This window comes from Cupriavidus sp. H18C1 (assembly GCF_049311595.1).
Classification (GTDB): domain Bacteria; phylum Pseudomonadota; class Gammaproteobacteria; order Burkholderiales; family Burkholderiaceae; genus Cupriavidus; species Cupriavidus cauae.
The window spans coordinates 1,999,088-2,018,309 of record NZ_CP186008.1 but is presented as its reverse complement, the minus strand read 5'-3'; the positions used below and the strand labels follow the sequence as shown (position 1 = coordinate 2,018,309).

The window sequence follows — 19,222 nt, the reverse complement described above, 5'->3', positions numbered from 1 at the left end:
CGACGGTGGGGAGCGCAAAAAACGGTCACTACAGTGTAGGCGCTCGGCGCTGCGCGGGAAGGAAGAATGCGGGAAAAAGCGGCCCGATCGAATGTGGACAGCGCGGTCGGAACCGGCGTCTTTGCCGCTGTCGCGACAAAGACGCCGCCTGGCAGTCCTGTCTTTTTTCACGTCGTGTTACCGCTGCGACGGCGCCGGCAAACAGCCAGGACCGGCACCGAAGTGCGCATGGTTTTCAGCCTTCCATCCCCGCGACCCATGCGCGCACGCAGTCTAGCAAGACTCGGTCGAACTGGCGACAGGCGAGGCGGAATGTGGACGTGTTCAATGTGGACACGTCGGATGTGGGCACGGCGATGTGGACGCGCGCGATGTGGACACGTCGGATGTGGACGAAGCCGATTTGGACGGCCTCGCCGTGGAGAGCATCGGCACGGACGGGGCGTGCCGCGTCTCAGTCGGTCGCCGCGCTCGAGCGGAAGGCCTCGAGATTGACGCCGAGCCGCTTGATCTTGTCGTACAGCGTTTTCTTCGGCACGCGCAGCAGATCGCTCGCCGCCGCCATGCGTCCCGACGCGGCGCGCAGCGCTTCCTCGATCAGATGGCGTTCGAACACCGCGACCTGCTCGTCGAGCGAACGCGCCTCGCTGGCGCCGCCATTGCCGCTGCCATTGCCGCTGCCAGGGCCGCCCCCCGCGGGCACGCCCGTGTTGCCGCCCTGCAGTCCCAGCACGAAGCGGTCGGCGGCATTGCGCAGCTCGCGCACATTGCCCGGCCACGGATGCATCATCAGCTCGCGCATATGCTGCGGCGATACGTCCGGCACCGGCCGCTCGTAGCGCAGCGCGGCCTGCAGCAGGAAGTGCGAGAACAGCAGCGGAATGTCCTCGCGCCGCTCGCGCAGCGGGGGGATGTCGATCACCGCGACGTTGAGGCGATAGTACAGATCGGCGCGGAAGCGCTGCTCCGCCGACAGCGCCAGCAGATCGACCTTGGTGGCCGCGATCACGCGGCAATCCATCGGCAGCAGCGTGTTCGAGCCCAGCCGTTCGAACTGCCGCTCCTGCAGCGTGCGCAGCAGCTTGATCTGCAGCGACATCGGCATGGTCTCGATCTCGTCGAGAAACAGCGAGCCGCGCTGCGCGTATTCGATCTTGCCGACGCGCCGCCGCGCGGCGCCGGTGAAGGCGCCCGATTCGTGACCGAACACCTCGCTCTCGAACAGCGACTCGGGCACGCCACCGCAATTGAGCGCGGCGAAGTTGCCCTGCCGGCGCGGCCCGTATTCATGCAGGCAGCGCGCCACCAGTTCCTTGCCGGTGCCGGTCTCGCCGAGGATCAGCACATCGGCATCGGTGCAGGCCAGATCGAGAATCAGCTTGCGCAGCCGTTCGACCGCCGCCGAGCGGCCGATGACCTTGGCCTCGATCGCCTGCGTGTCGGCCAGCTGCCGGCGCAGCGCCTCGACTTCGAGCGTCAGCGCGCGCTTTTCCATCGCGCGTTGCACCACCTCGGTCAGCTCGCCGGGCGAGTACGGCTTCTCGACGAAATCGTAGGCGCCGCGGCGCATCGCCTGCACCGCCATCGAGATATCGCCGTGGCCGGTGACCAGAATCACCGGCAGCGCGGCATCGATCTCCAGCGCCCTGTCGAGCAGCGCGAGGCCGTTGATGCCGGGCAGCCGCACATCGGTGACCAGCACGCCGGCAAAGCCGGGCGTGAGGCGATGCAGCACCTGTTCGGCCGAGCCGAACGCCTCCACCGACAGCCCGGCGATCTGCAGCGACTGCGTGCTGCCCAGCCGCACCGCGGCATCGTCTTCGACGTAGAGGACCGACAGGTCAGTTCGCATCGGCATGGGTCTCCTGTGCGGCGGGCAGCTGGATGATGAAGCGGGCGCCGGCGATGTCGTTGTGATCCGCCGCGTGGCCGGGCACGTTGCCGGACACGTCGGTGGACACGTGGCTGGATACCTCGAAGGCACGGCGATTCTCCGCGCGCAGCGTACCGCCGAACTCGCGCACGATGCCGGCCGAGATGGCCAGCCCGAGGCCGAGGCCCACGCCCTGCTCCTTGGTGGTGAAGAACGGCTCGAACAGCCGCGGCATCACGTCGTCGTCGATGCCGCAGCCGCGGTCGGCCACCTCGATCGTGACCCACTGCGGGTCGGCGTGCGCGCGGATCTCCAGCACGCGCGCGGCCGCGTCCTCGGCGGCGTCCGCGTTGGCGTCCTTCATCGCATCGAGCGCGTTCGACAGCAGGTTGACCAGCACCTGCTCGAGCCGATTGCCCTCGCACAGCGCCAGTGGCGAGGGCTCCGGCACCGACACCACCAGCTCCGCGCCCTCGGCGCGAATGCGCGAGTCGAGCAGGAACAGCGCGTCGGCGATCACCGTGCCGACCGGCGTGGGCACCGACTGCACCGGCGTCTTGCGCGCGAACTTCTTCAGCTGTGCGGTGATCTTGCCCATCCGTTCGACCATCTGGCAGATCACGTTCAGGTTGGTCTCGACCGCCTCGGTCTGGCCGCGGCGAAAGAACACGATGGTGTTGGCCGACAGCGTGCGCAGCGCCGCCAGCGGCTGGTTCAGCTCGTGCGTGATGCCGGTCGACATCTGGCCGAGCGCGGCCATCTTGCTGGCCTGCACCAGCTCGTCCATCGCCGCCTTCAGCACCTGCTCGGCGCGCTTGCGTTCGGCGATCTCCTTCTGCAGCTTCAGGTTCGAGCCGGACAGCGCCTGCGTGCGCATCGCGACCTTGCGTTCGAGCTCGTCGTGCGCGCGCTGCAGCGCCTCCTTGGCGGCACGGTTCTGCGCGGCCGCGCGGCGGCGCTGCAGCACGTACAGGATCAGCAGCAGCAGAAAGCCCAGCGCGAAGGCGCCGATCACCGCGCTGTTGCGCGCCAGCGTGCGGATCGGTTCCATGTCGGACAGCACGATCAGCCGCCAGTCGGTATCGGGAATGCGGCGGCTCTGCGCGAGGAATTCGTCGCCGTCCGGCATCTGCACCACGCTGATGTCGGCAGCGAAGCGGCGCTGCTCGCGAAAGCCGATCGGGTCGAGCGAATCGACGGTCGAGTACTGCCGCGTGGAGGCCAGCTGCCAGCGCGTCTCGCTGGGCAGCTCGCGCAGCGACTTGAAGCGCCAGTCGGGCTGCGAGCTCAGGAACACGATGCCGTTGGCGTCGACCACCAGGATGCGGTCGTCGTTGGCGAGCCAGGGCTCGTCGATCTTGTCGAGATTGACCTTGACCGCGGCCACGCCGAGCAGCGCGCCCTCGCGCACGATCGGCTGGGAGAAGTAGTAGCCCGGCTCGCGGCTGACGGTGCCGATGCCATAGAAGCGGCCCGGCTTGCCCTGCATCGCGTCGCGGAAATACGGCCGGTACGAGAAATTGATGCCGACGAAGCTGGCCGCCTCGTTCCAGTTGCTGGCGGCCAGCGTCAGGCCGTGTGCGTCCATCACATAGATCGCGGTCGATTTGGCGGCGGCATTGACCTCGGCGAGAAAGCGGTTGGCGGCCATCGGCAGGCCCGGCGTCGCCGGTTCGCGCAGCAGGCGCTGCACGTCGTGGTTCAGCGCGACCACCGCCGGCAGATATTCGTAGCGGCGCATCTCGCTGCGCAGTCCGCCGATATAGGCCTCGATGCGGTGCGCGGTGCCGTCGCGCTGCGCGCGGATGCCGACGCGCTCGCCCCACAGATAGGCGATCGTGACCCCGGCCGCCATCACCGCGCAGACCGCGGCGATCGTGGCCGCGCGGCGTGCCCGTCCACGCGGCCATGCCGAAGGCGGCATCGCCGGCGTCGCTGCAGAAGTCGCGGAGGAGTCCGTCATGTCGATGCGCGGAAGGGATACCGGCGGCATGCGCCGGCCAACGACCGGCCATTAGGCAAAGCCGCACCCCGGCGCGTCAATCGGCGTAAACATCAGGCGCGCCGATGCATCGGGTCGTCGATGCATCGGCGCCTGCCTCGTCAGGGGGCAGTTCGGGCTGACACGGCCCTCACGGCCGCGCCGATCAAGGCTGCGTTACATCGAACAGCAGATTGACCGGCGACGGACCGAACGACAGCCAGGTGCCCTTCAACGGCTGCTGCTCGACGCCCGGCCGCGACCAGTCGCAGACCCCGGTCGGGAAGATCGATTGCAGCCGCGCCAGCTGCGCGGGCGTCATCATCACCTTGTAGTCGGCGGGATCGACCGGCTTGAGCTGGCACTTGACGACATCGTCGGCCAGCGGGCCGCCGGCGACCATGCGCGGCGTGGTGCCGGCCGGGTACAAGGTATTGCACTGGCCCGGGCCGTGCGCGGTCTGCGGCTCGACGATCTTGTTGCCGCCCGCGTCCCAGCACGCATCGACGAGGTCCGCCGGCTTGTTGCGCACCACCTTCTCGGCCTTGCTGCCCGGGCCGGTGTCGCGCAGCATCGCCGTCAGCCAGCGATCCATCTGGTCGAAGTTGTCGTCGCGGATGGTGCCCGGTCCGACGATGACCTGGTTGTCCGCGTGCCCGTTCGCCGCGATCAGCCGCGCGCGCACCGAGTAGCTGTGGATCTTGTTGTGGATGTCGCCGTTGACGCGGTCGTCGAAGTAGTCGCGCTGATCGATGATCGGCGTGGTCGCGAGGCCCCCGCCGGTCGACGTGATGCGGCCGGACTGGTAGGCGCGTGCGATCGCGTCAAGGTCGCCGACCGTGCGCTGCGCGATCTTCTTGAAGTCGACGTCGACGCCGCCGATCTTCTCGTTCAGGTCGATGAACTGGTCCGGCGTGATCATGCCGTCGTTCAGCGCCTTCAGGCCGTACTGCACGCCGACATTGTCGATCGGCCGCTTGGCGAAGCCGCGCGCGTCCTTGCCGTAGACGTTGACCGTGTGGTCGTAGACGGTGGCGCGCACGCCGGTCGGGTTGTTGACCGGATGGTATTTCTGGTCGGCCGGGAAGCCGGCCGGGAACGACACCACCGGATCGAGACGGCCCGCGCTGCTGCTCATCGCGGCAATATTGCCCGGCTTCAGGTAGCCAGAAATCGCCGAGCGCTGCGCGTCGCTGTATTGGCCCGGCGCGGTCTGCGTGAAGTACAGATGCAGCAGCCGCGAATCGTGCAGCTTGAAGATCGTCGACGAGGTCACGTCCGGGAACACCGAGGTCACGATGATGCCGTCGAACAGGCCCGGATAGTTGTCGCCGGTCTGGTGGCTCTGGTAGGCGCCGCCCGAGCCGCCGGTGCCGATCGTGAAGAACGGCGTGCCGTAGTTTTCGATCAGGCGTTCCTTGACCATCGCGATGGTCTCGGACGACAGCAGGTCGTTGCAATTGTTGCCGAAGGTATTGAGCGAGGCGCTGGCCACCGCGTAGCCCTTGCGCAGGTAGTTGTGGTTCAGCACCGCGACCGGCGTGCCTTGCATGTACCAGCCGCCCTGGCAGCCGCCGCCGAGCGGATAGATGACCTTGCGGTTCCAGCCGGAGGGCGGCGCCAGCGGCGTCGGTTCGGCGTCCTTCAACGGGTCGTGCAGGATCGCGGTCTGGTAGATCGCGCGATTGATCGTGCCGGTCTCGACGCGGACGATGTAGGGCACGGTCGCGCCGGCGTTGTTGGTGGTGCTGGCGACGTCCGCCGGATAGGCGGCGACCGGCGTCGGCAGCGGCTTGAAGCTGTTGGCGGTCGAGCGGTAGACGTAGTGCACGCGGCGTTCGACCGAGCAGTTCTCGTCGAGCGGTGCGCCCAGCTTGCTGCCGTCGGGCAGCGTGAAGTTCTGCGTCGCGCAGATGTAGGGACGCTCGTGCGGGCCGGAGAAGACCGGGCCGGTGATCGGATAGTTGGTCAGCGTCAGCGTGGTGCGCGCGGGGCCGTGCTTGACCTCCAGCGTGTTCTCGCCGAGCTTGAGCCCGCTGACGATGCCGAGCGCCTCGCGGTCGGCGGTCGGCGTGAACGCGTCGCTGACATCGACGCCATTGAGGCTGACCTTGAATTTCTTGCCGGGCGCGCGCTCGCTGGCGCTCAGGCGGATCAGCGCATCGCCGCCCGTCACGCGCTCCGGCGCGGAGGACAGCACGGTCGCCTCGACCGTCGCCCGGTGCCCCAACCCCAGGCCGGGCGCGTTCTCGGCGCTCTGCGGCTGCAGATTGCCGCCCCCGCCATCGTCACCGCCGCCGCATCCGGCGACCAGCAATGCCGCCACCATCGCGCCAGTCCCCAAGGACGGCCGCTTCCACCGAGCTGCTGTTTGCCGCATCGTTGTCTCCTGTTTGGCCGGCCTCGCCGGCATTGCCTTTCCACGCTCCGCACGGGAGCGGTCAGCGCGTCTGCCGTCTGTCGCGGCAGCTTGCGAGGCGCCAGCGTTGCAATGGGCGTGCCACTGCACGCCGCGATCGGTGGCGGAGACTAAGCCTCTGAAAGACAAGCGCTTTTGCGCGGGGGGCAATGTCTGCATCGGGGCAGACATGGATGGGAATCCGCACAGCCGCGAGCGGGCGGCGTGCGGAAAGTCGCGTCGGGGGGAGTTGTTGCGGTGCGGTTCGAGAGAGGGTCGGCGCAGGTGTGCAGCGATCAAAAGTCCAGCTGCTGTGGCTGAATGCCCAGCGCCACGGCAATCTTTTCTCGCGTCGATTTGCGCAGACGCTCGCTGCGCTCCTGCTGCGCGTAGGCCGACTGGGAGATGCCGATACGCGCCGCGACGTCGGCCTGGGTCAGCCCCAGATGTTCGCGCCAGGCGCGCGCGGGCGTTGCGCCCTCGACGGTGCGCTGAATCACGGCATGCGGAATCAGACCCCGTTCCTCGGCGTGGCGAGCGATGTAGTCCTGATAGGGGGATGACGACAAAGGCGGGCTTGCCATCGGGGTTCAGCAGGACCTGGATGCTAGTAGGTGCGTTCATCGCGCTTCCTCACTTCTTGAATCTCGACGATCCTGATGCGGCCATCCCAGTCGAACAGCACGCGATGGTTGCCCACGCGCAATCGGTAGCCGTAGGTATGGTTGTTCAGGGCTTTGACGTTCTGGCATTGGGGCATCGCATGCAGTGCGCCGACCGCTTCCACAATCGCACGTTGCTGGAGCTTGTCCATTTTGCGCAGCTGTTTGGCCGCCTTGCAGGTCCAGTTGATCGCGTTCATCCACGCGATTGTTCCGATCCTGCATTATAAGTCGATTATAAGTTTTAAGCGACTATAGCTTCTGAACTGTCGAGGTGGGCACGCCGTGCACGGACAGGCGATCGCGCTAACGAACCCAGGCGGAACACCCCGCCGGCGCCATCGTGCCGCTGACGTACATCGCGCCATGCCGGTACAGGCGAAGGCGGTCCACCGCTTCGGCGCCGGTGAGCACCCACACGCCGCCGCGCGCGTCGGTCCACATGATGCGGGCATCGGTGCCCTCGAGCGCGGCGAACAATTGCGATGGGGCGGCGCCGGGACGCATCACCACGGTGGTGCTGTCGTTGGGCGCGGCACGTACCGGAAACAGGTTCAGCGCGGCGCCGAGCAGCGCGGCGCCGACCAGGATGGCGGCGACCCAGCTGGCCGCGATGCCGGGACCGCGCGGGCCTGCGCCCGGGCTTGCTGGTGTCCCCGTTCTGCGCATGCGGATGCCGACCAGCAGCGGGATCACGCCGAACAGGAGCAGCCAGATCAGATCCCACAGCAGCGGAGTGGGCGAGTCCATGCGGATGCGGTGGATGCCGGTGATCCAGTGCGACAGCACCGCGTCGACGACGTGCCAGACGCCGAAGCCGATCCAGAAGTCCGCCAGCAGGCGGCGAGGCGCATGGGGAATCGCGAAGGCCTCGCGCGTTCGATACAGCAGCCACAGCCCGATCGCGGCGATCACGTACATCAGCGCGTGGAACAGCCCGTCGGCCATCACCTGCACGCGCAGGTCGCCAAGCGCGCCGCGTTCGATGCCGGACAGCAGATGGTGCCACTGCAGGATCTGATGCAGCAGGATGCCGTCGAAGAAGCCGCTCATCGCGAAGCCGAGCGTATAGCCGGCCCATTCGAAGGCGCGAGGATGGACGGTACCGGCGGAGACGACGCGGGCGGTCGGCATGGCAACGCTCCTTCGATTCGAGTGGACGCAGTGGCTCTCTCAAAGCCAAGCGGGCCGCACCGACTCCAGCCGATGTGGCCCGCTTGAAGCGACTTGCCGTCGCGGATGGACAGCGGCGTTCAGCGGGTGCCGCTCGTGCCCGTGGCGGATCCGCTCGAGGTGCCGGACGAGCTGCCGCTCGTGCTGGTTCCCGTGCCGGTGCGCGACGAGTCGGTCGGCGTCACGGTGCCCGAGCCCGAAACGGAGCCGGACCCCGATCCCGTGCCACTGCCGGCGGCCGTACAGCCGGCGAGTCCGCATGCCATGGCAACAGCCAGGGCGGCGATGGATGTCATTGTTCTCATGTTGTTTTCCCTCCAGCAGTGCGCTAAGTCCCCGTAGCGCTGACATGAACCCCGCGATCGGGGCCCGCCATTCGATATGCAATCGGCGTTCCCATCCATGGCCATTGGCCGGAGGCGCTGCGATGGGTACGGGCCTGAAGCTGTCGCGGGACGAAAACGATGCCGGCAGGGTAAGACATACCAACGCTTGTAAGCTTTTCCAGCGGGCGTGGTGATCGTGATGCACGTCGTTGCAGGGCAGGAAGCGGGGCCCTGAGGCATCGGGGTACGGCGAGGATGGGGGAGACGCGCAGGCGGCTTGACGCCGGAACGTTGCGGCCATATGCGCGGCCACATGGCATGGCCCGGCGAGAAGGCCTGAGAAGCGCGAGAAAGGAAAGCACCAAAGAAAAACGGACGCCGAAGCGTCCGTTTTTCCTTTCAACCTGGTGGCCTGGGACGGAATCGAACCGCCGACACAAGGATTTTCAATCCTCTGCTCTACCGACTGAGCTACCGGGCCAAAGAAGCGAAACTATAACAGCGGGCATGAGACTGGTCAACCCCCCGCCGCGCCGAATCGTCATCCTTACTGCTCGGCCGGCTCCGGCTTGTTGCGGCTCAGCTCGACGCCGAGCTGCTTGAGCTTGCGATACAGGTGGGTACGCTCCAGGCCGGTCTTCTCGGCCACGCGCGTCATGCTGCCGTGCTCGCGCAGCAGGTGGTATTCGAAGTAGGCGCGCTCGAACATGTCGCGCGCCTCGCGCAGCGGCATGTCGAACGAGAACTGCATTTCGGCTTCGGGTACGCGCTGCGGCGTGCCATTGGCGGAGGCCTCCGCCGGCGCGGTTTCGGCGGCGCGGGCTGCGGGCTCGGCAGCCGGTGCGGCCGGCGCAGCGGCCGCGCGCGGACGTTCCTGGCCGCGTGCCAGGCCCTGCTCGACCGCGGACAGCAGCTTCTGCAGCGCGATCGGTTTTTCCAGGAAATTGAGCGCGCCGATCTTGGTCGCTTCCACCGCGGTATCGATGGTCGCGTGCCCGGACATCATGATCACGGGCATCGTCAGCTGGCCTTGTGAGGACCATTCCTTGAGCAGCGTCACACCGTCGGTGTCCGGCATCCAGATGTCGAGCAGCACCAGGTCGGGCGTATTGCCGGCACGGTATTCACGGGCTTGTTGCGCGTTTTCGGCTACTTCGACTACATGGCCTTCGTCGCTGAGGATTTCCGAGAGCAGTTCACGGATACCCATTTCGTCGTCGACTACGAGGATGGTTGCCATACTTTCCTCTTAACCCCTCCGCGGCGTTCCGGGTCGGACCGCATCATCATGCATCGCTATGCCAGCTTGGCGAACAGGATGGAAATCTGGGCGCCGGCGACTTCGGTGCCCTCCATGCGATTGCGCAGCTCGATGCGCGCCCCATGTTCGTCAATGATCTTCTTCACCATCGCAAGACCCAGACCGGTCCCTTTCGCCTTGGTCGTCACGTATGGCTCGAACGCGCGGCTGAGGATGCGCGGGGCGAACCCCGGACCATTGTCGGCGATGGTCAGCTTGACAGCCTGGCGGCTTTCGCCGGAGGCATCTTTGTATTCTACAGTCTCGGTGTGCAGAGCGATACAAGGCGCCGGACGGCCCGCCGCCACGTTCTCCGCCACCGCATCCTGCGCATTCTGCAGCAGATTGTGTATCACCTGCCGAAGCTGGGTCGGGTCGCCCTTGATGTCGGGCAGATCGTTGGCCAGCGACGGATGAATCACGGGATGCTCGTGCAGGCCGGGATCGTCGATCCCGTACAGATGCAGGACTTCGGCCACCAGCCCATTGAGCTGCAGCGTCTGCAGCATCGCCGGCGGCGTGCGCGCGTAGTCGCGGAAATCGTCGACCATGCGCTTCATCGCCGCTACCTGGTTAACGATCGTGGTGGCCCCGCGCTTTAGCACGTCGGCGTCATTGCCTTCGAGCTTGGGCGCGAGCTTCATCTGCAGCCGCTCGGCCGACAGCTGGATCGGCGTCAGCGGATTCTTGATTTCATGCGCGAGGCGCCGGGCCACTTCGCCCCATGCGACCGACCGTTGAGCCGAAATCACATCGGAAATATCGTCGAACACGACCACGTAGCCGGGCTCGGCATGGTCGGTGATAGCGTCGCCGCCCGGCAGCCGCGCGCCGCGCACCAGCAGCGTCAGCGGCTGTTCCTCGTCGCCGTGCGGCAATTCGATCTGCTTCTGCCAGTGCGCGGCGCCGCCGAGCACCTCGCTGGTGCTCTGCTCCGAGAAGGCCTGCCGCACGATCTCGCCGAACGCCGCCATGCCCGGAATAGCCTCGACGGGATGGCCGATGGTCGGCCCGAGCGGCTGCCCGAAGATGCGTTCCGCACCGGGATTGGCGGTCACCAGCGAGAAGCGCCGGTCCATCACGAGCACGCCGGCGGTCAGGTTCTGCAGCACGCTTTCGAGGAAGGCCTTCGATTGCTCCAGCGCGGCGCGATTCTGCTCGACCGCCAGGCGCGCCTCGGCCAGCTGGCGCGTCATCATGTTGAACTGCTGGGTCAGCATGCCGAGCTCATCGCGGCTCTTGAGTTCGCGCTTGGGCGACAGGTCGCCTTCGGCGACTTCCTTGGTTCCCTGCAGCAGCATCAGCAGCGGCCGCGCCAGCTGGCCGCCGAGCAGCAGCGCCAGCATCACGGCGATGAACACCGCGAGGAACAGCGTCAGCGTCAGCGTGCCGATATACATCTTGCGCAGGCCGGTGCGGCCCAGCGCCTTCTCCTGATAGTCCTGGTAGGCGCGCTGGACTTCGTCGGCATTGCGCGCGAGCACGGCCGGGACCGGATGCACGATCTGCAGATAGCGTTCCTCGCGCACCGTGTCGCCGATCAGGCCGAAGCCCGACGACGGATAGTCCTCGGCGCGCCGCTCAAGCGACAGCCCCGAGCCCGCCCAGCGATCCTTGCCCGCGGGACGCGGCGCCGCGCCCAGCGACGATTCGTCGGCCGGCGTCGCGGGGCCGAGCGGAATGATCACGCGCAGCCGGTACAGATGATTGGCGTCGGCGCGCTCGGGCTGCGGATGGCCATCGCTGCCGCCGTCGGTGCCGGGATCGGTGCCGCCCTCCACCGCCGCGTAGCCGCCCGCGAGCCGCGCCTGCTCGACCAGCACGCCGGACGGCAGGCTCGGCACCAGCATCGCGTAGTTGCTCGACGCGGAAGCGATCACGCGCCCGCCGCCGGTGAAGATCGAGGCCTCCTGTACGCCGTATTGCTCGCGCAGCCGGTTCAGCTGCAGCGAGTTGGTCGGCTCGCTGGCGCTGATGATCTGGTCGCTCATCTGCCGCGCCTTGGCCTGCAGGTCGGCCAGCGCGCTGTCGATGGTGGAGCGGCCCAGATTCAGGCCGGCCTCGAGCGCGGTTTCGACGCGCACGTCGAACCACGACTCGATGCTGCGCGAGACGAATTGCAGCGACACCAGATAGATCAGCACGCCGGGCAGCACGCCGACGATGCCGAAGAACAGCGCCAGCTTGGTCATCAGCCGCGTGCCGAACTTGCCGCGGCGATAGCGGACCCACAGCGCTACCGCGAGCGCGCCGATGATCAGCACCATCAGCACGCCGATCACCAGATTGATCTTGTACAGCAGCGTGAAATAGCGGTCGAAGAATTCGGTGTTGGCCGACGCGGCCGCGAGCAGCATCACCAGCACCAGCGCCAGGAAGACGATGGTGCCGGCGACCACGCGGCTCAGCACCCGGCGAAGCCGGCTGTCGAGCACGCTGTTCAGCGGGGAGATCATGGCTCGACGACCAGCGACGACAGCGAGATCGGTGCCAGCATGCCGGCGACCGGACGCCCGAAGGCCGGCGACGGCGGACGAACGTTGCCGATGCCAGGAGCCGACGCCGGAGAGGAATTCGGCGTGGAGGCCGGGCCTGGTGCGCTAGCCGGAGCGCTGCCCGGGGCGGCACCTGGTGCCGACGGCGGCATCGACGCCGGAGCCGATGCCTGCCCCGGTGCAGCCGCGGCCGGCGAAGCGTTCGCGGGCGAGGCCGCATGTCCGTTGGCCGGTGCGGGCGTTGGCGCGGCGGGCGAAGCCGGAGCGGCAGGTGCAACGGGTGCAGCGGGTGCAGGCGGTGCGGGGGGCGGTGCCGGCGGGGCTTCGGCCACCGGCGGCTACGCGAAGCGGCGCCAGTCGGACGACAGATTCCAGTCGCGCGTATTGACCGCATTGATCTGGAACGGCTTGGGCAGTTGCGACAGGTCGAGCCGCATGCGGACCTCGGCCTGGTAGGGCACGCCGAGCTTGACGTCGCCGCGCTCGAACACGCGCCAGCCACGCACCTGCTTGATGAAATCGAGCGCGCCCTTCAGGCGCATGAAGGGCAGCTGCAGTCCGCCGGTCGAGACCCGGTACTGCCGCGTCAGCGGATGGAAGGTCAGCCTGACGCTGCGGCTGGTGCTGACCGGCTTTTCGTCGAACCAGTACCAGCGTGGGCGGCTCAGCTGGAAATCCACCGCGAAATACAGAGGGATGCCCTTGTGCAAGGCGTCCTCCAGTGCCGGCGACAATTCGAAGTCGAAGCCGGCGTTCAGCTCGAAGCCGCCGTCCTGATATTCGACGCGGGCCTCGCGGATTTCGATGTTCTGTGCGTGACCGGCGCGCGGCGACAATGCGCTCGCGCACAGGACCAGCACCATCAGCAGCAGCCACGCCAGCCGGCGCAGCGCGGCCAGGCCGATAACGGCATGGTCTGCTGCGGGTCCGCACGCCTTGTCGTCATGGGCACGGAGGACGGACAAGCGAAGCGGTGCGAGCATCGGATCAGAGGCGTTTCTGGAAGCGGGCGTAGAAGAAACCGTCGTGGTCCGACGGCAGGCCATCGTGGCTGCCGGTCCCGCCATCAGCCACGCCATTTGGGATGCTGCCGGGCAGCAGCTGGCCGGGCGCCTGCAATCGTATCGCATCTGGTAGCTGGGCACCAAACCAGCGCGCCTGCTCCTCGCCCTCCGTTGGGAAAATAGAACAAGTCACGTACACCAGAATGCCGCCCGGTTTCAGCAGCGGCCACAGCTGCGAGACGATGCGGCGCTGCTCGTTGACGAGCTTGCCCAGGTCGCTCTCGCGGCGCAGCCAGCGGATATCGGGATGGCGGCGCACGATGCCCGAGGCCGAGCATGGAACATCGGCGAGGATGCGATCGTACGGCTTGCCATCCCACCATGCCTGCGGCCGGCTCGCGTCGCCGATCACCACCTGCGCGCGCTGCTGCAGCCGCGCGAGATTCTCGTCGATGCGCTGGGCGCGCGCGGCATCGCTCTCGACCGCGGTCAGTTCCACGTCGGCCAGTTCGAGCAGATGGCCGGTCTTGCCGCCGGGCGCGGCGCAGGCATCGAGCACGCGCTGGCCATCGGCGATCTCGAGCAGCGGCGCGGCGAGCTGCGCGCCGGCGTCCTGCACCGAGACCTCGCCGCTGTCGAAGCCGGGGACCTGCGCCACCGGCAGCGCGCGCGCCAGGCGCACCGCCTGCGGGCCGACGCGTTCGGCCGCGATGCCCGCGGCGGCGAGGCGGGCCAGATAGTCGTCGAGCGCAACGCGCGCGGTATTGACCCGCAGCGTCATCGGCGGCCGCTCGCTGGCGCTGCCTGCCAGCGCCTGCCAGCGGTCGGGATAGGCCTCGCGCAGCAGGCGCAGCCACCATGCCGGCAGGTTCCAGCGTGCCTCCTCGTCGCGGCGCACTTCGGCCAGCAGCGCCTCGCGCTCGCGCAGGAAGCGGCGCAGTACCGCATTGACCATGCCGCGCGCATGCGCGGACTTCGGATCGGAAGCGGCGGCGTTGACGGCCTGGTCCACCACGGTGAAGGCTGCATAGCCGCCCTGCCCTGCGCCCTGCCCTTCGCCCTGCGCGCCGACTTGTCCCTGTTCCTTGTCGCCCTCGATCAGCAGCGTCAGCGCGACCGCGAGCAGCGAATCGACCAGCGCGCCGGGCGGGCGCGACACCATGCGCGTGACCAGCGCACGCACGGTGCCGAACTGGCGCATCGTGCGATAGGCCAGGTCCTGCAGCGCGCCGCGCGCGCTCGCGTCACGGGTGCGCTCGAGCCGGTACTGCGCGCAGGCGGCGTCGATCGCCTGCGGCAGCGCGCTGCCCTCGTTGACGCCACGCACCGCGGCCGCGGCGGCGAGCATCTGGAAGGCAAGGGAATCGGGAGGCAAACGCATGGATCGGACACCGTGAGGAAACGAACAAATAAAGGGCACTGCGGGCAGGACCGCGGGCACAACGGCGGGCGGCACTACGCGCAGAACTCGCGCGCGGAAATACCCGCGGAAACCGCGGCCGGGGCGCGCCGCGGACCGGCATCGCGTCGCGCGTGCGGGCATCGCCCGCGCATCAAAAAGCCCGCCGGCTCGGGAGGAGCAAGGCGGGCAGTTTACCCTGTCGGCGCGGACCGGCCGCCGTGGCGGCCGGCACGCGGCGCCGATCGGACCCTGGATCGGGCCTGGATCGGCGCTTCGATCAGGCCCTCGATGGGCGCTTCGATCAGACCGGATACGTACCGGTCTGCGCCATCTGCATCAGCCGCGCGACCCGCTCCTCGGTGGCAGGGTGCGTGGAGAACAGATTGGCGATGCCGCCGCCCGACAGCGGGTTCAGGATCATCATCTGCGCGGTGGCCGGATGCTGCTCGGCCGCCTGGAACGGAATGCCGCGGGCATAGCGGTCGATCTTGTCCAGCGCCATCGCCAGCGCCTGCGGATCGCCGCTGATCTCGGCACCGCCGCGGTCGGCCTCGAATTCGCGGGCGCGCGAGATCGCCATCTGGATCAGCGAGGCGGCCAGCGGCGCGAGGATCGCCATCGCGATGCTGGCGATCGGGTTGGCCGGACGGCCTTCCTCGTCGCGCCCGCCAAAGAACATCGCGAAGTTGGCCAGCGCGGCGATCGCACCGGCCATCGTGGCCGCGATCGTCGAGATCAGGATGTCCCGATGCCGGACGTGCGCCAGTTCGTGCGCCATCACGCCGCGCAGCTCGCGGTTGCTCAGCACGCGCAGGATGCCGGTGGTCGCCGCCACCGCCGCGTTCTCGGGATTGCGGCCGGTGGCGAAGGCGTTGGGCGCGTCCTCGTCGATCAGGTAGACGCGCGGCATCGGCAGGCCGGCGCGCTGCGCAAGCTCCTGCACCATGCCGTAGAACTGCGGGGCACTGGCCGCATCGACTTCCCGCGCGTTGTACATGCGCAGGACCATCTTGTCCGAGAACCAGTACGAGAAGAAATTCATGCCGAGCGCCATCAGCAGCGCGAACATCATGCCGCTGCGGCCGCCGATCATGCCTCCGATGACGATGAACAGCGCCGTGATGGCCGCCATCAGCATGAAGGTCTTGACCCAGTTGAACATTGCCGTGGTCTCCGTGGTAACGCCGTCGCGCGCCCGGGCGCCCTGCCTGCGCGGCCGTATTGCCGCGGCATCTGCCGCGGTATCTGCCGCGGTATCTGCCGCGGTATCTGCCGCGGTATCTGCCGCGGTATCTGCCGCGGTATCTGCCGCGGTATCTGCCGCGGTATTGGGGCACCGCGCGCGATCGTGCGGTGACGGTTAGATAGGGGCCGGGCCGCTAAATTCAATGCCGGCAAGGGTTTTTGCCGGCCGCGGCGCTAGCGCTGCGTCATCGCCAGGCGCGCGCCCAGGCCGATGAAGGCGGCGCCGATCACGCGGTCGAGCCAGCACTTCAGGCGCGGCGCTTCGCTGGCCCGGCGGGTCAGCGTGCCGGCCATCCACGCCACCATCGAGTTCCAGACCGTCGACATCGCCACCATGATCGCGCCCAGCGCGAGGAAGGCCAGCGCCTGCTGGCCGGCGCGCGGATCGACGAACTGCGGGAAGAACGACACGAAGAACAGGATCACCTTCGGGTTCAGCACGTTGGTCAGAAAGCCCTGCATGAACAGCGCGCGCAGGCTGCGGCGGTCGGTGGCGGGCGCTTGCGCGGGAGCGGCCGTGCCGGCGGCCGGCGTGCGCCAGCTCGACAGCAGCAGCCGCAGGCCCAGCCACGCCAGATAGGCGCCGCCCGCGTACTTGATCACCGTGAAGGCCACCGGCGAGGCGGCCAGCACCGCGGTCAGGCCGAACGCGGTCGCCAGCGCGTGCACGCAGCAGCCGGCGCTGACGCCGAGCGAGGACATCACGCCCGCGGCGCGGCCCTGCGCGACGCTGCGGCCGACGATATAGGCGGTATCGGGCCCGGGCGTCACGTTCAGCAGAAACACGGCGCCGATGAAGAGCGGCAGGTCGACGATGCCCAGCATGATGGTCGGTCCTCGCGGAAACGGGTCGCCCGGATTATGCCGGGATATGTCCCGTCATGCCGCGCGGTGCCGCGCCATGCCCACTTATGCCCGTCATGCCCGTTATGCCGCGTCGCCGGGCACCGCGCAGCGCGTGCCGGCCGGCAGCGGCGTGCCCTGCAGGAAGGCCTGCGCGGGCAGGCGTCGGCCGCCGGCCTTCTGCAGTTCGGTGATGCGCAGCGCGCCTTCGCCGCAGGCGATCACCACGCCCTGCGCGTCGGCGGCCAGCACCGTACCCGGTGCAGCGTCGCCATGCTCGGGCGCGCGTGCCAGCGGCTGCGCCTGCCAGCACTTGATCGCGGCGTCGCCGATCTGCACGCTGGCGCCGGGGGAAGGGATTGAAGGCGCGGATCTGGCGGGCGAGTTCCACCGCGGCGCGGCGCAGGTCGAGCCTCGCCTCGTCCTTGCCGATCTTCTCGGCATAGGTGACGCCCTGCTCCGGCTGCGGCTCGGCCGGCAGCGCGCCGTCGGCCGCCAGCCGCCGCAGCGCCTGCACGATCATGCGGCCGCCGAGCGCCGCCAGCGTGTCGTGCAGCGTGCCGGTAGTGGTGTCCTCGCCGATCGGCACCGGCTCGCGCGCGATCATCGCGCCGGTATCGAGGCCCTCGTCCATCTGCATCAGCGTGATGCCGGTCTGCGCGTCGCCCGCCTCGATGGCCCGGTGAATCGGTGCCGCGCCGCGCCAGCGCGGCAGCAGCGAGGCGTGGATGTTCAGGCAGCCATGGCGCGGCAGCGTCAGCACCTCGGCCGGCAGGATCAGGCCGTAGGCGGCGACCACCATCACGTCGGGCGCCTGCGCGGCCAGCGCGTCGATCGCGGCGACCGCTTCCTCGGGATACTTGCCATGGCGGCGCAGCGAGCGCGGCTGCAGGATCGGACCGAGACCCTGCGCCAGCGCATGCTGCTTGACCGGACTGGCCTGCAGCTGCATGCCGCGTCCCGCCGGCCGGTCCGGCTGCGTCAGCACCGCCACCACCGGAAAGCCGGCCTCGACGATGGCCGCGAGCGCGACGCGCGCGAATTCGGGCGTGCCGGCAAAGGCGACGCGCAGGGGGGCGGGGCTGGTCATGGAACGCTCCGGCTGGACGGTTGGGCTCTGAAAGGCAACACCGGCCGCGAGGGCGGCCGGTGGGAGAACTGCAAGAGAGGCATCAGCATAGCAAACCCGCTGGCGCGGGCTGCCGCTGGATTGCGCGTGACTGGTGCGCGCTTACATCCGGGTACGCGCGCGCTTCTGCAGCTTGGACTTGATGCGGTTCAGCTTCAGCGGCGACAGGTATTCGACGAAGACCTTGCCCTTCAGGTGGTCCATCTCGTGCTGGATGCAGACCGCCAGCAGATCGTCGGCCTCGAGCTCGAACGTCTCGCCGTTCTCGTTGAGGGCCCGCACGCGCACGCGGTCGGGGCGCTCGACGCGGTCGTAGACCTCGGGCACCGACAGGCAGCCCTCTTCCCACACCTTGCGGTTGTCGCTGGCCCAGACGATCTCGGGATTGATGAAGACGCGCAGCGCGTCGCGGGTCTCCGAGATGTCGATCACGATGACCTGCTCGTGCACGTCGACCTGCGTCGCCGCCAGGCCGATGCCGGGGGCTTCGTACATGGTTTCCGCCATGTCCTTGACCAGCTGGCGGATGCGGTCGTCCACCTGCGCGACGGGCTTGGCCACGATGTGCAGGCGGGGGTCCGGGTAGGTGAGGATGTCGAGTTTGGCCATGGTGCTGATGCGCGACGCGGTTGCCGCCGTTGCTTGCCGCTGCTGTCGATTGGGCCGTTGTCGCATTGTCGCGGCAGGGGCCATGTCAGCAAAATCGGGGCGCGAATGGAAAAAATCAAGGCGCGGCGGCGGTCGCTGCGCGCTGTTGGGGTACCCGCTGTTGGGGTACCCCGCTGTCGGGTACCCGTCAATCCGGCCAGATATCCAACCGGCTCAACAAAGTGCGCGATCTTACCAAAGAACCTCAGGCGGCGCCGGTGTGGCGGCTGTGGTGGCTGTGGTGGCTGTGGCGGCAGTTGCGGCCGTGGTGGCCGGGGCGCCTGTGTTGGCTGAGGCGCCGCTGGTGCCCGTGGTGGCTGCGGCGACGGCTGGCGTTGGCCCCCGCCCTCGCCGGGCTGATGACCGCCCTGCCTTGCGGCGCCGGTCCGACCATCGTGGCGCTGCCCGATGGCCGCCAGTTCGGCGCCGCCGGCGATGTCGCCTATGTGCTCGATATGCCGCTCCACGCCGCGATGGGCAGCCGCTGGCAGGTGTTTGCACCGTCCGGCACGTACGCGGACGCCCGGCGAGGCGGTAAAGCCTGGCCGCGCCTGCCGCCCGATGCGCCGACGCAGAACCTGGGTACGGTCGAACTGGTATCGGGTCCCGCCGGGCCGGACGGTATCGCCGTCGTGAACATCGTGTCTTCCGTCCGCGAGGTGATGCCCGGCAGCGTCCTGGTGCCGGTGCCCGCCGGACGATCCGAAGTCGAATCGATATCTGAAGTGGAATAGACAACACGT

At 68.3% G+C, this 19,222-nt stretch carries 14 protein-coding genes, 1 tRNA gene and 2 pseudogenes; 2 read left to right on the top strand and 15 right to left on the bottom strand.

Translation table 11 applies throughout. The annotated features are described in order from the left end of the window. Positions 1 to 454: 454 nt before the first annotated feature. From OJJOAM_RS09375 to OJJOAM_RS09350, 6 genes and pseudogenes are all read right to left on the bottom strand, one after another. The gene (locus OJJOAM_RS09375; RefSeq protein ID WP_422649550.1) at positions 455 to 1,852 is read right to left on the bottom strand and encodes a sigma-54-dependent transcriptional regulator; all 1,398 of its coding nucleotides are present in this window, start codon (positions 1,850 to 1,852) and stop codon (positions 455 to 457) included. After that, entirely contained in the window at positions 1,842 to 3,836 is a 1,995-nt protein-coding gene (locus OJJOAM_RS09370) for a sensor histidine kinase (protein ID WP_422647800.1), read from the bottom strand. The genes OJJOAM_RS09375 and OJJOAM_RS09370 overlap by 11 nt, the downstream gene beginning before the upstream one ends. A gap of 184 nt (positions 3,837 to 4,020) precedes the next feature. After that, a complete protein-coding gene (locus tag OJJOAM_RS09365) occupies positions 4,021 to 6,234 on the bottom strand; it encodes a DUF6351 family protein (RefSeq protein ID WP_422647799.1) in 2,214 nt (737 codons plus the stop codon). A gap of 314 nt (positions 6,235 to 6,548) precedes the next feature. Continuing rightward, positions 6,549 to 6,876: pseudogene (locus OJJOAM_RS09360) on the bottom strand (helix-turn-helix domain-containing protein). Then, the gene (locus OJJOAM_RS09355) at positions 6,860 to 7,114 is read right to left on the bottom strand and encodes a type II toxin-antitoxin system RelE family toxin (RefSeq protein ID WP_422647798.1); all 255 of its coding nucleotides are present in this window, start codon (positions 7,112 to 7,114) and stop codon (positions 6,860 to 6,862) included. The pseudogene OJJOAM_RS09360 and the gene OJJOAM_RS09355 overlap by 17 nt, the downstream one beginning before the upstream one ends. A gap of 106 nt (positions 7,115 to 7,220) precedes the next feature. Continuing rightward, positions 7,221 to 8,048 carry a DUF2243 domain-containing protein gene (locus OJJOAM_RS09350; RefSeq protein WP_422647797.1) on the bottom strand — a complete coding sequence of 276 codons (828 nt, stop codon included), beginning with the start codon at positions 8,046 to 8,048 and terminating at the stop codon, positions 7,221 to 7,223. Positions 8,049 to 8,153: 105 nt separating this feature from the next. Here OJJOAM_RS09350 and OJJOAM_RS09345 point away from each other — a divergent pair, with 105 nt between their 5' ends. After that, a complete protein-coding gene (locus OJJOAM_RS09345; protein ID WP_422647796.1) occupies positions 8,154 to 8,429 on the top strand; it encodes a hypothetical protein in 276 nt (91 codons plus the stop codon). 389 nt (positions 8,430 to 8,818) lie between these two features. Here OJJOAM_RS09345 and OJJOAM_RS09340 read toward each other — a convergent pair. The 9 genes and pseudogenes from OJJOAM_RS09340 to def all read right to left on the bottom strand — a co-directional run bounded on the left by OJJOAM_RS09340 (position 8,819) and on the right by def (position 18,440). Then, positions 8,819 to 8,894, bottom strand: a tRNA-Phe gene (locus OJJOAM_RS09340). 66 nt (positions 8,895 to 8,960) lie between these two features. Then, positions 8,961 to 9,653, bottom strand: coding sequence for a response regulator (locus tag OJJOAM_RS09335; RefSeq protein ID WP_422647795.1), 693 nt, complete (start codon positions 9,651 to 9,653; stop codon positions 8,961 to 8,963). 56 nt (positions 9,654 to 9,709) lie between these two features. After that, complete coding sequence (locus OJJOAM_RS09330) at positions 9,710 to 12,169, bottom strand: sensor histidine kinase (RefSeq protein ID WP_422647794.1); 2,460 nt, start codon at positions 12,167 to 12,169, stop codon at positions 9,710 to 9,712. A gap of 377 nt (positions 12,170 to 12,546) precedes the next feature. Beyond that, positions 12,547 to 13,191: a DUF4390 domain-containing protein gene (locus OJJOAM_RS09325; RefSeq protein WP_422647793.1), complete on the bottom strand. Its 645-nt coding sequence runs from the start codon at positions 13,189 to 13,191 to the stop codon at positions 12,547 to 12,549. Positions 13,192 to 13,195: 4 nt separating this feature from the next. Next, complete coding sequence (gene rsmB, locus OJJOAM_RS09320) at positions 13,196 to 14,593, bottom strand: 16S rRNA (cytosine(967)-C(5))-methyltransferase RsmB (RefSeq protein ID WP_422647792.1); 1,398 nt, start codon at positions 14,591 to 14,593, stop codon at positions 13,196 to 13,198. Positions 14,594 to 14,915: 322 nt separating this feature from the next. Continuing rightward, positions 14,916 to 15,776 (bottom strand): zinc metalloprotease HtpX, encoded by an 861-nt coding sequence (htpX, locus tag OJJOAM_RS09315; RefSeq protein ID WP_422647791.1) that lies wholly within the window; start codon positions 15,774 to 15,776, stop codon positions 14,916 to 14,918. A gap of 257 nt (positions 15,777 to 16,033) precedes the next feature. Beyond that, positions 16,034 to 16,684, bottom strand: a complete 651-nt coding sequence (locus OJJOAM_RS09310; protein WP_422647790.1) for a LysE family translocator — start codon at positions 16,682 to 16,684, stop codon at positions 16,034 to 16,036. Positions 16,685 to 16,786: 102 nt separating this feature from the next. After that, positions 16,787 to 17,792, bottom strand: a pseudogene (gene fmt, locus OJJOAM_RS09305) (methionyl-tRNA formyltransferase). A gap of 141 nt (positions 17,793 to 17,933) precedes the next feature. Further along, the gene (gene def / locus OJJOAM_RS09300; protein WP_422647789.1) at positions 17,934 to 18,440 is read right to left on the bottom strand and encodes a peptide deformylase; all 507 of its coding nucleotides are present in this window, start codon (positions 18,438 to 18,440) and stop codon (positions 17,934 to 17,936) included. Positions 18,441 to 18,874: 434 nt separating this feature from the next. Here def and OJJOAM_RS09295 point away from each other — a divergent pair, with 434 nt between their 5' ends. Beyond that, positions 18,875 to 19,213 carry a hypothetical protein gene (locus tag OJJOAM_RS09295; protein WP_422647788.1) on the top strand — a complete coding sequence of 113 codons (339 nt, stop codon included), beginning with the start codon at positions 18,875 to 18,877 and terminating at the stop codon, positions 19,211 to 19,213. Positions 19,214 to 19,222 lie beyond the last annotated feature (9 nt).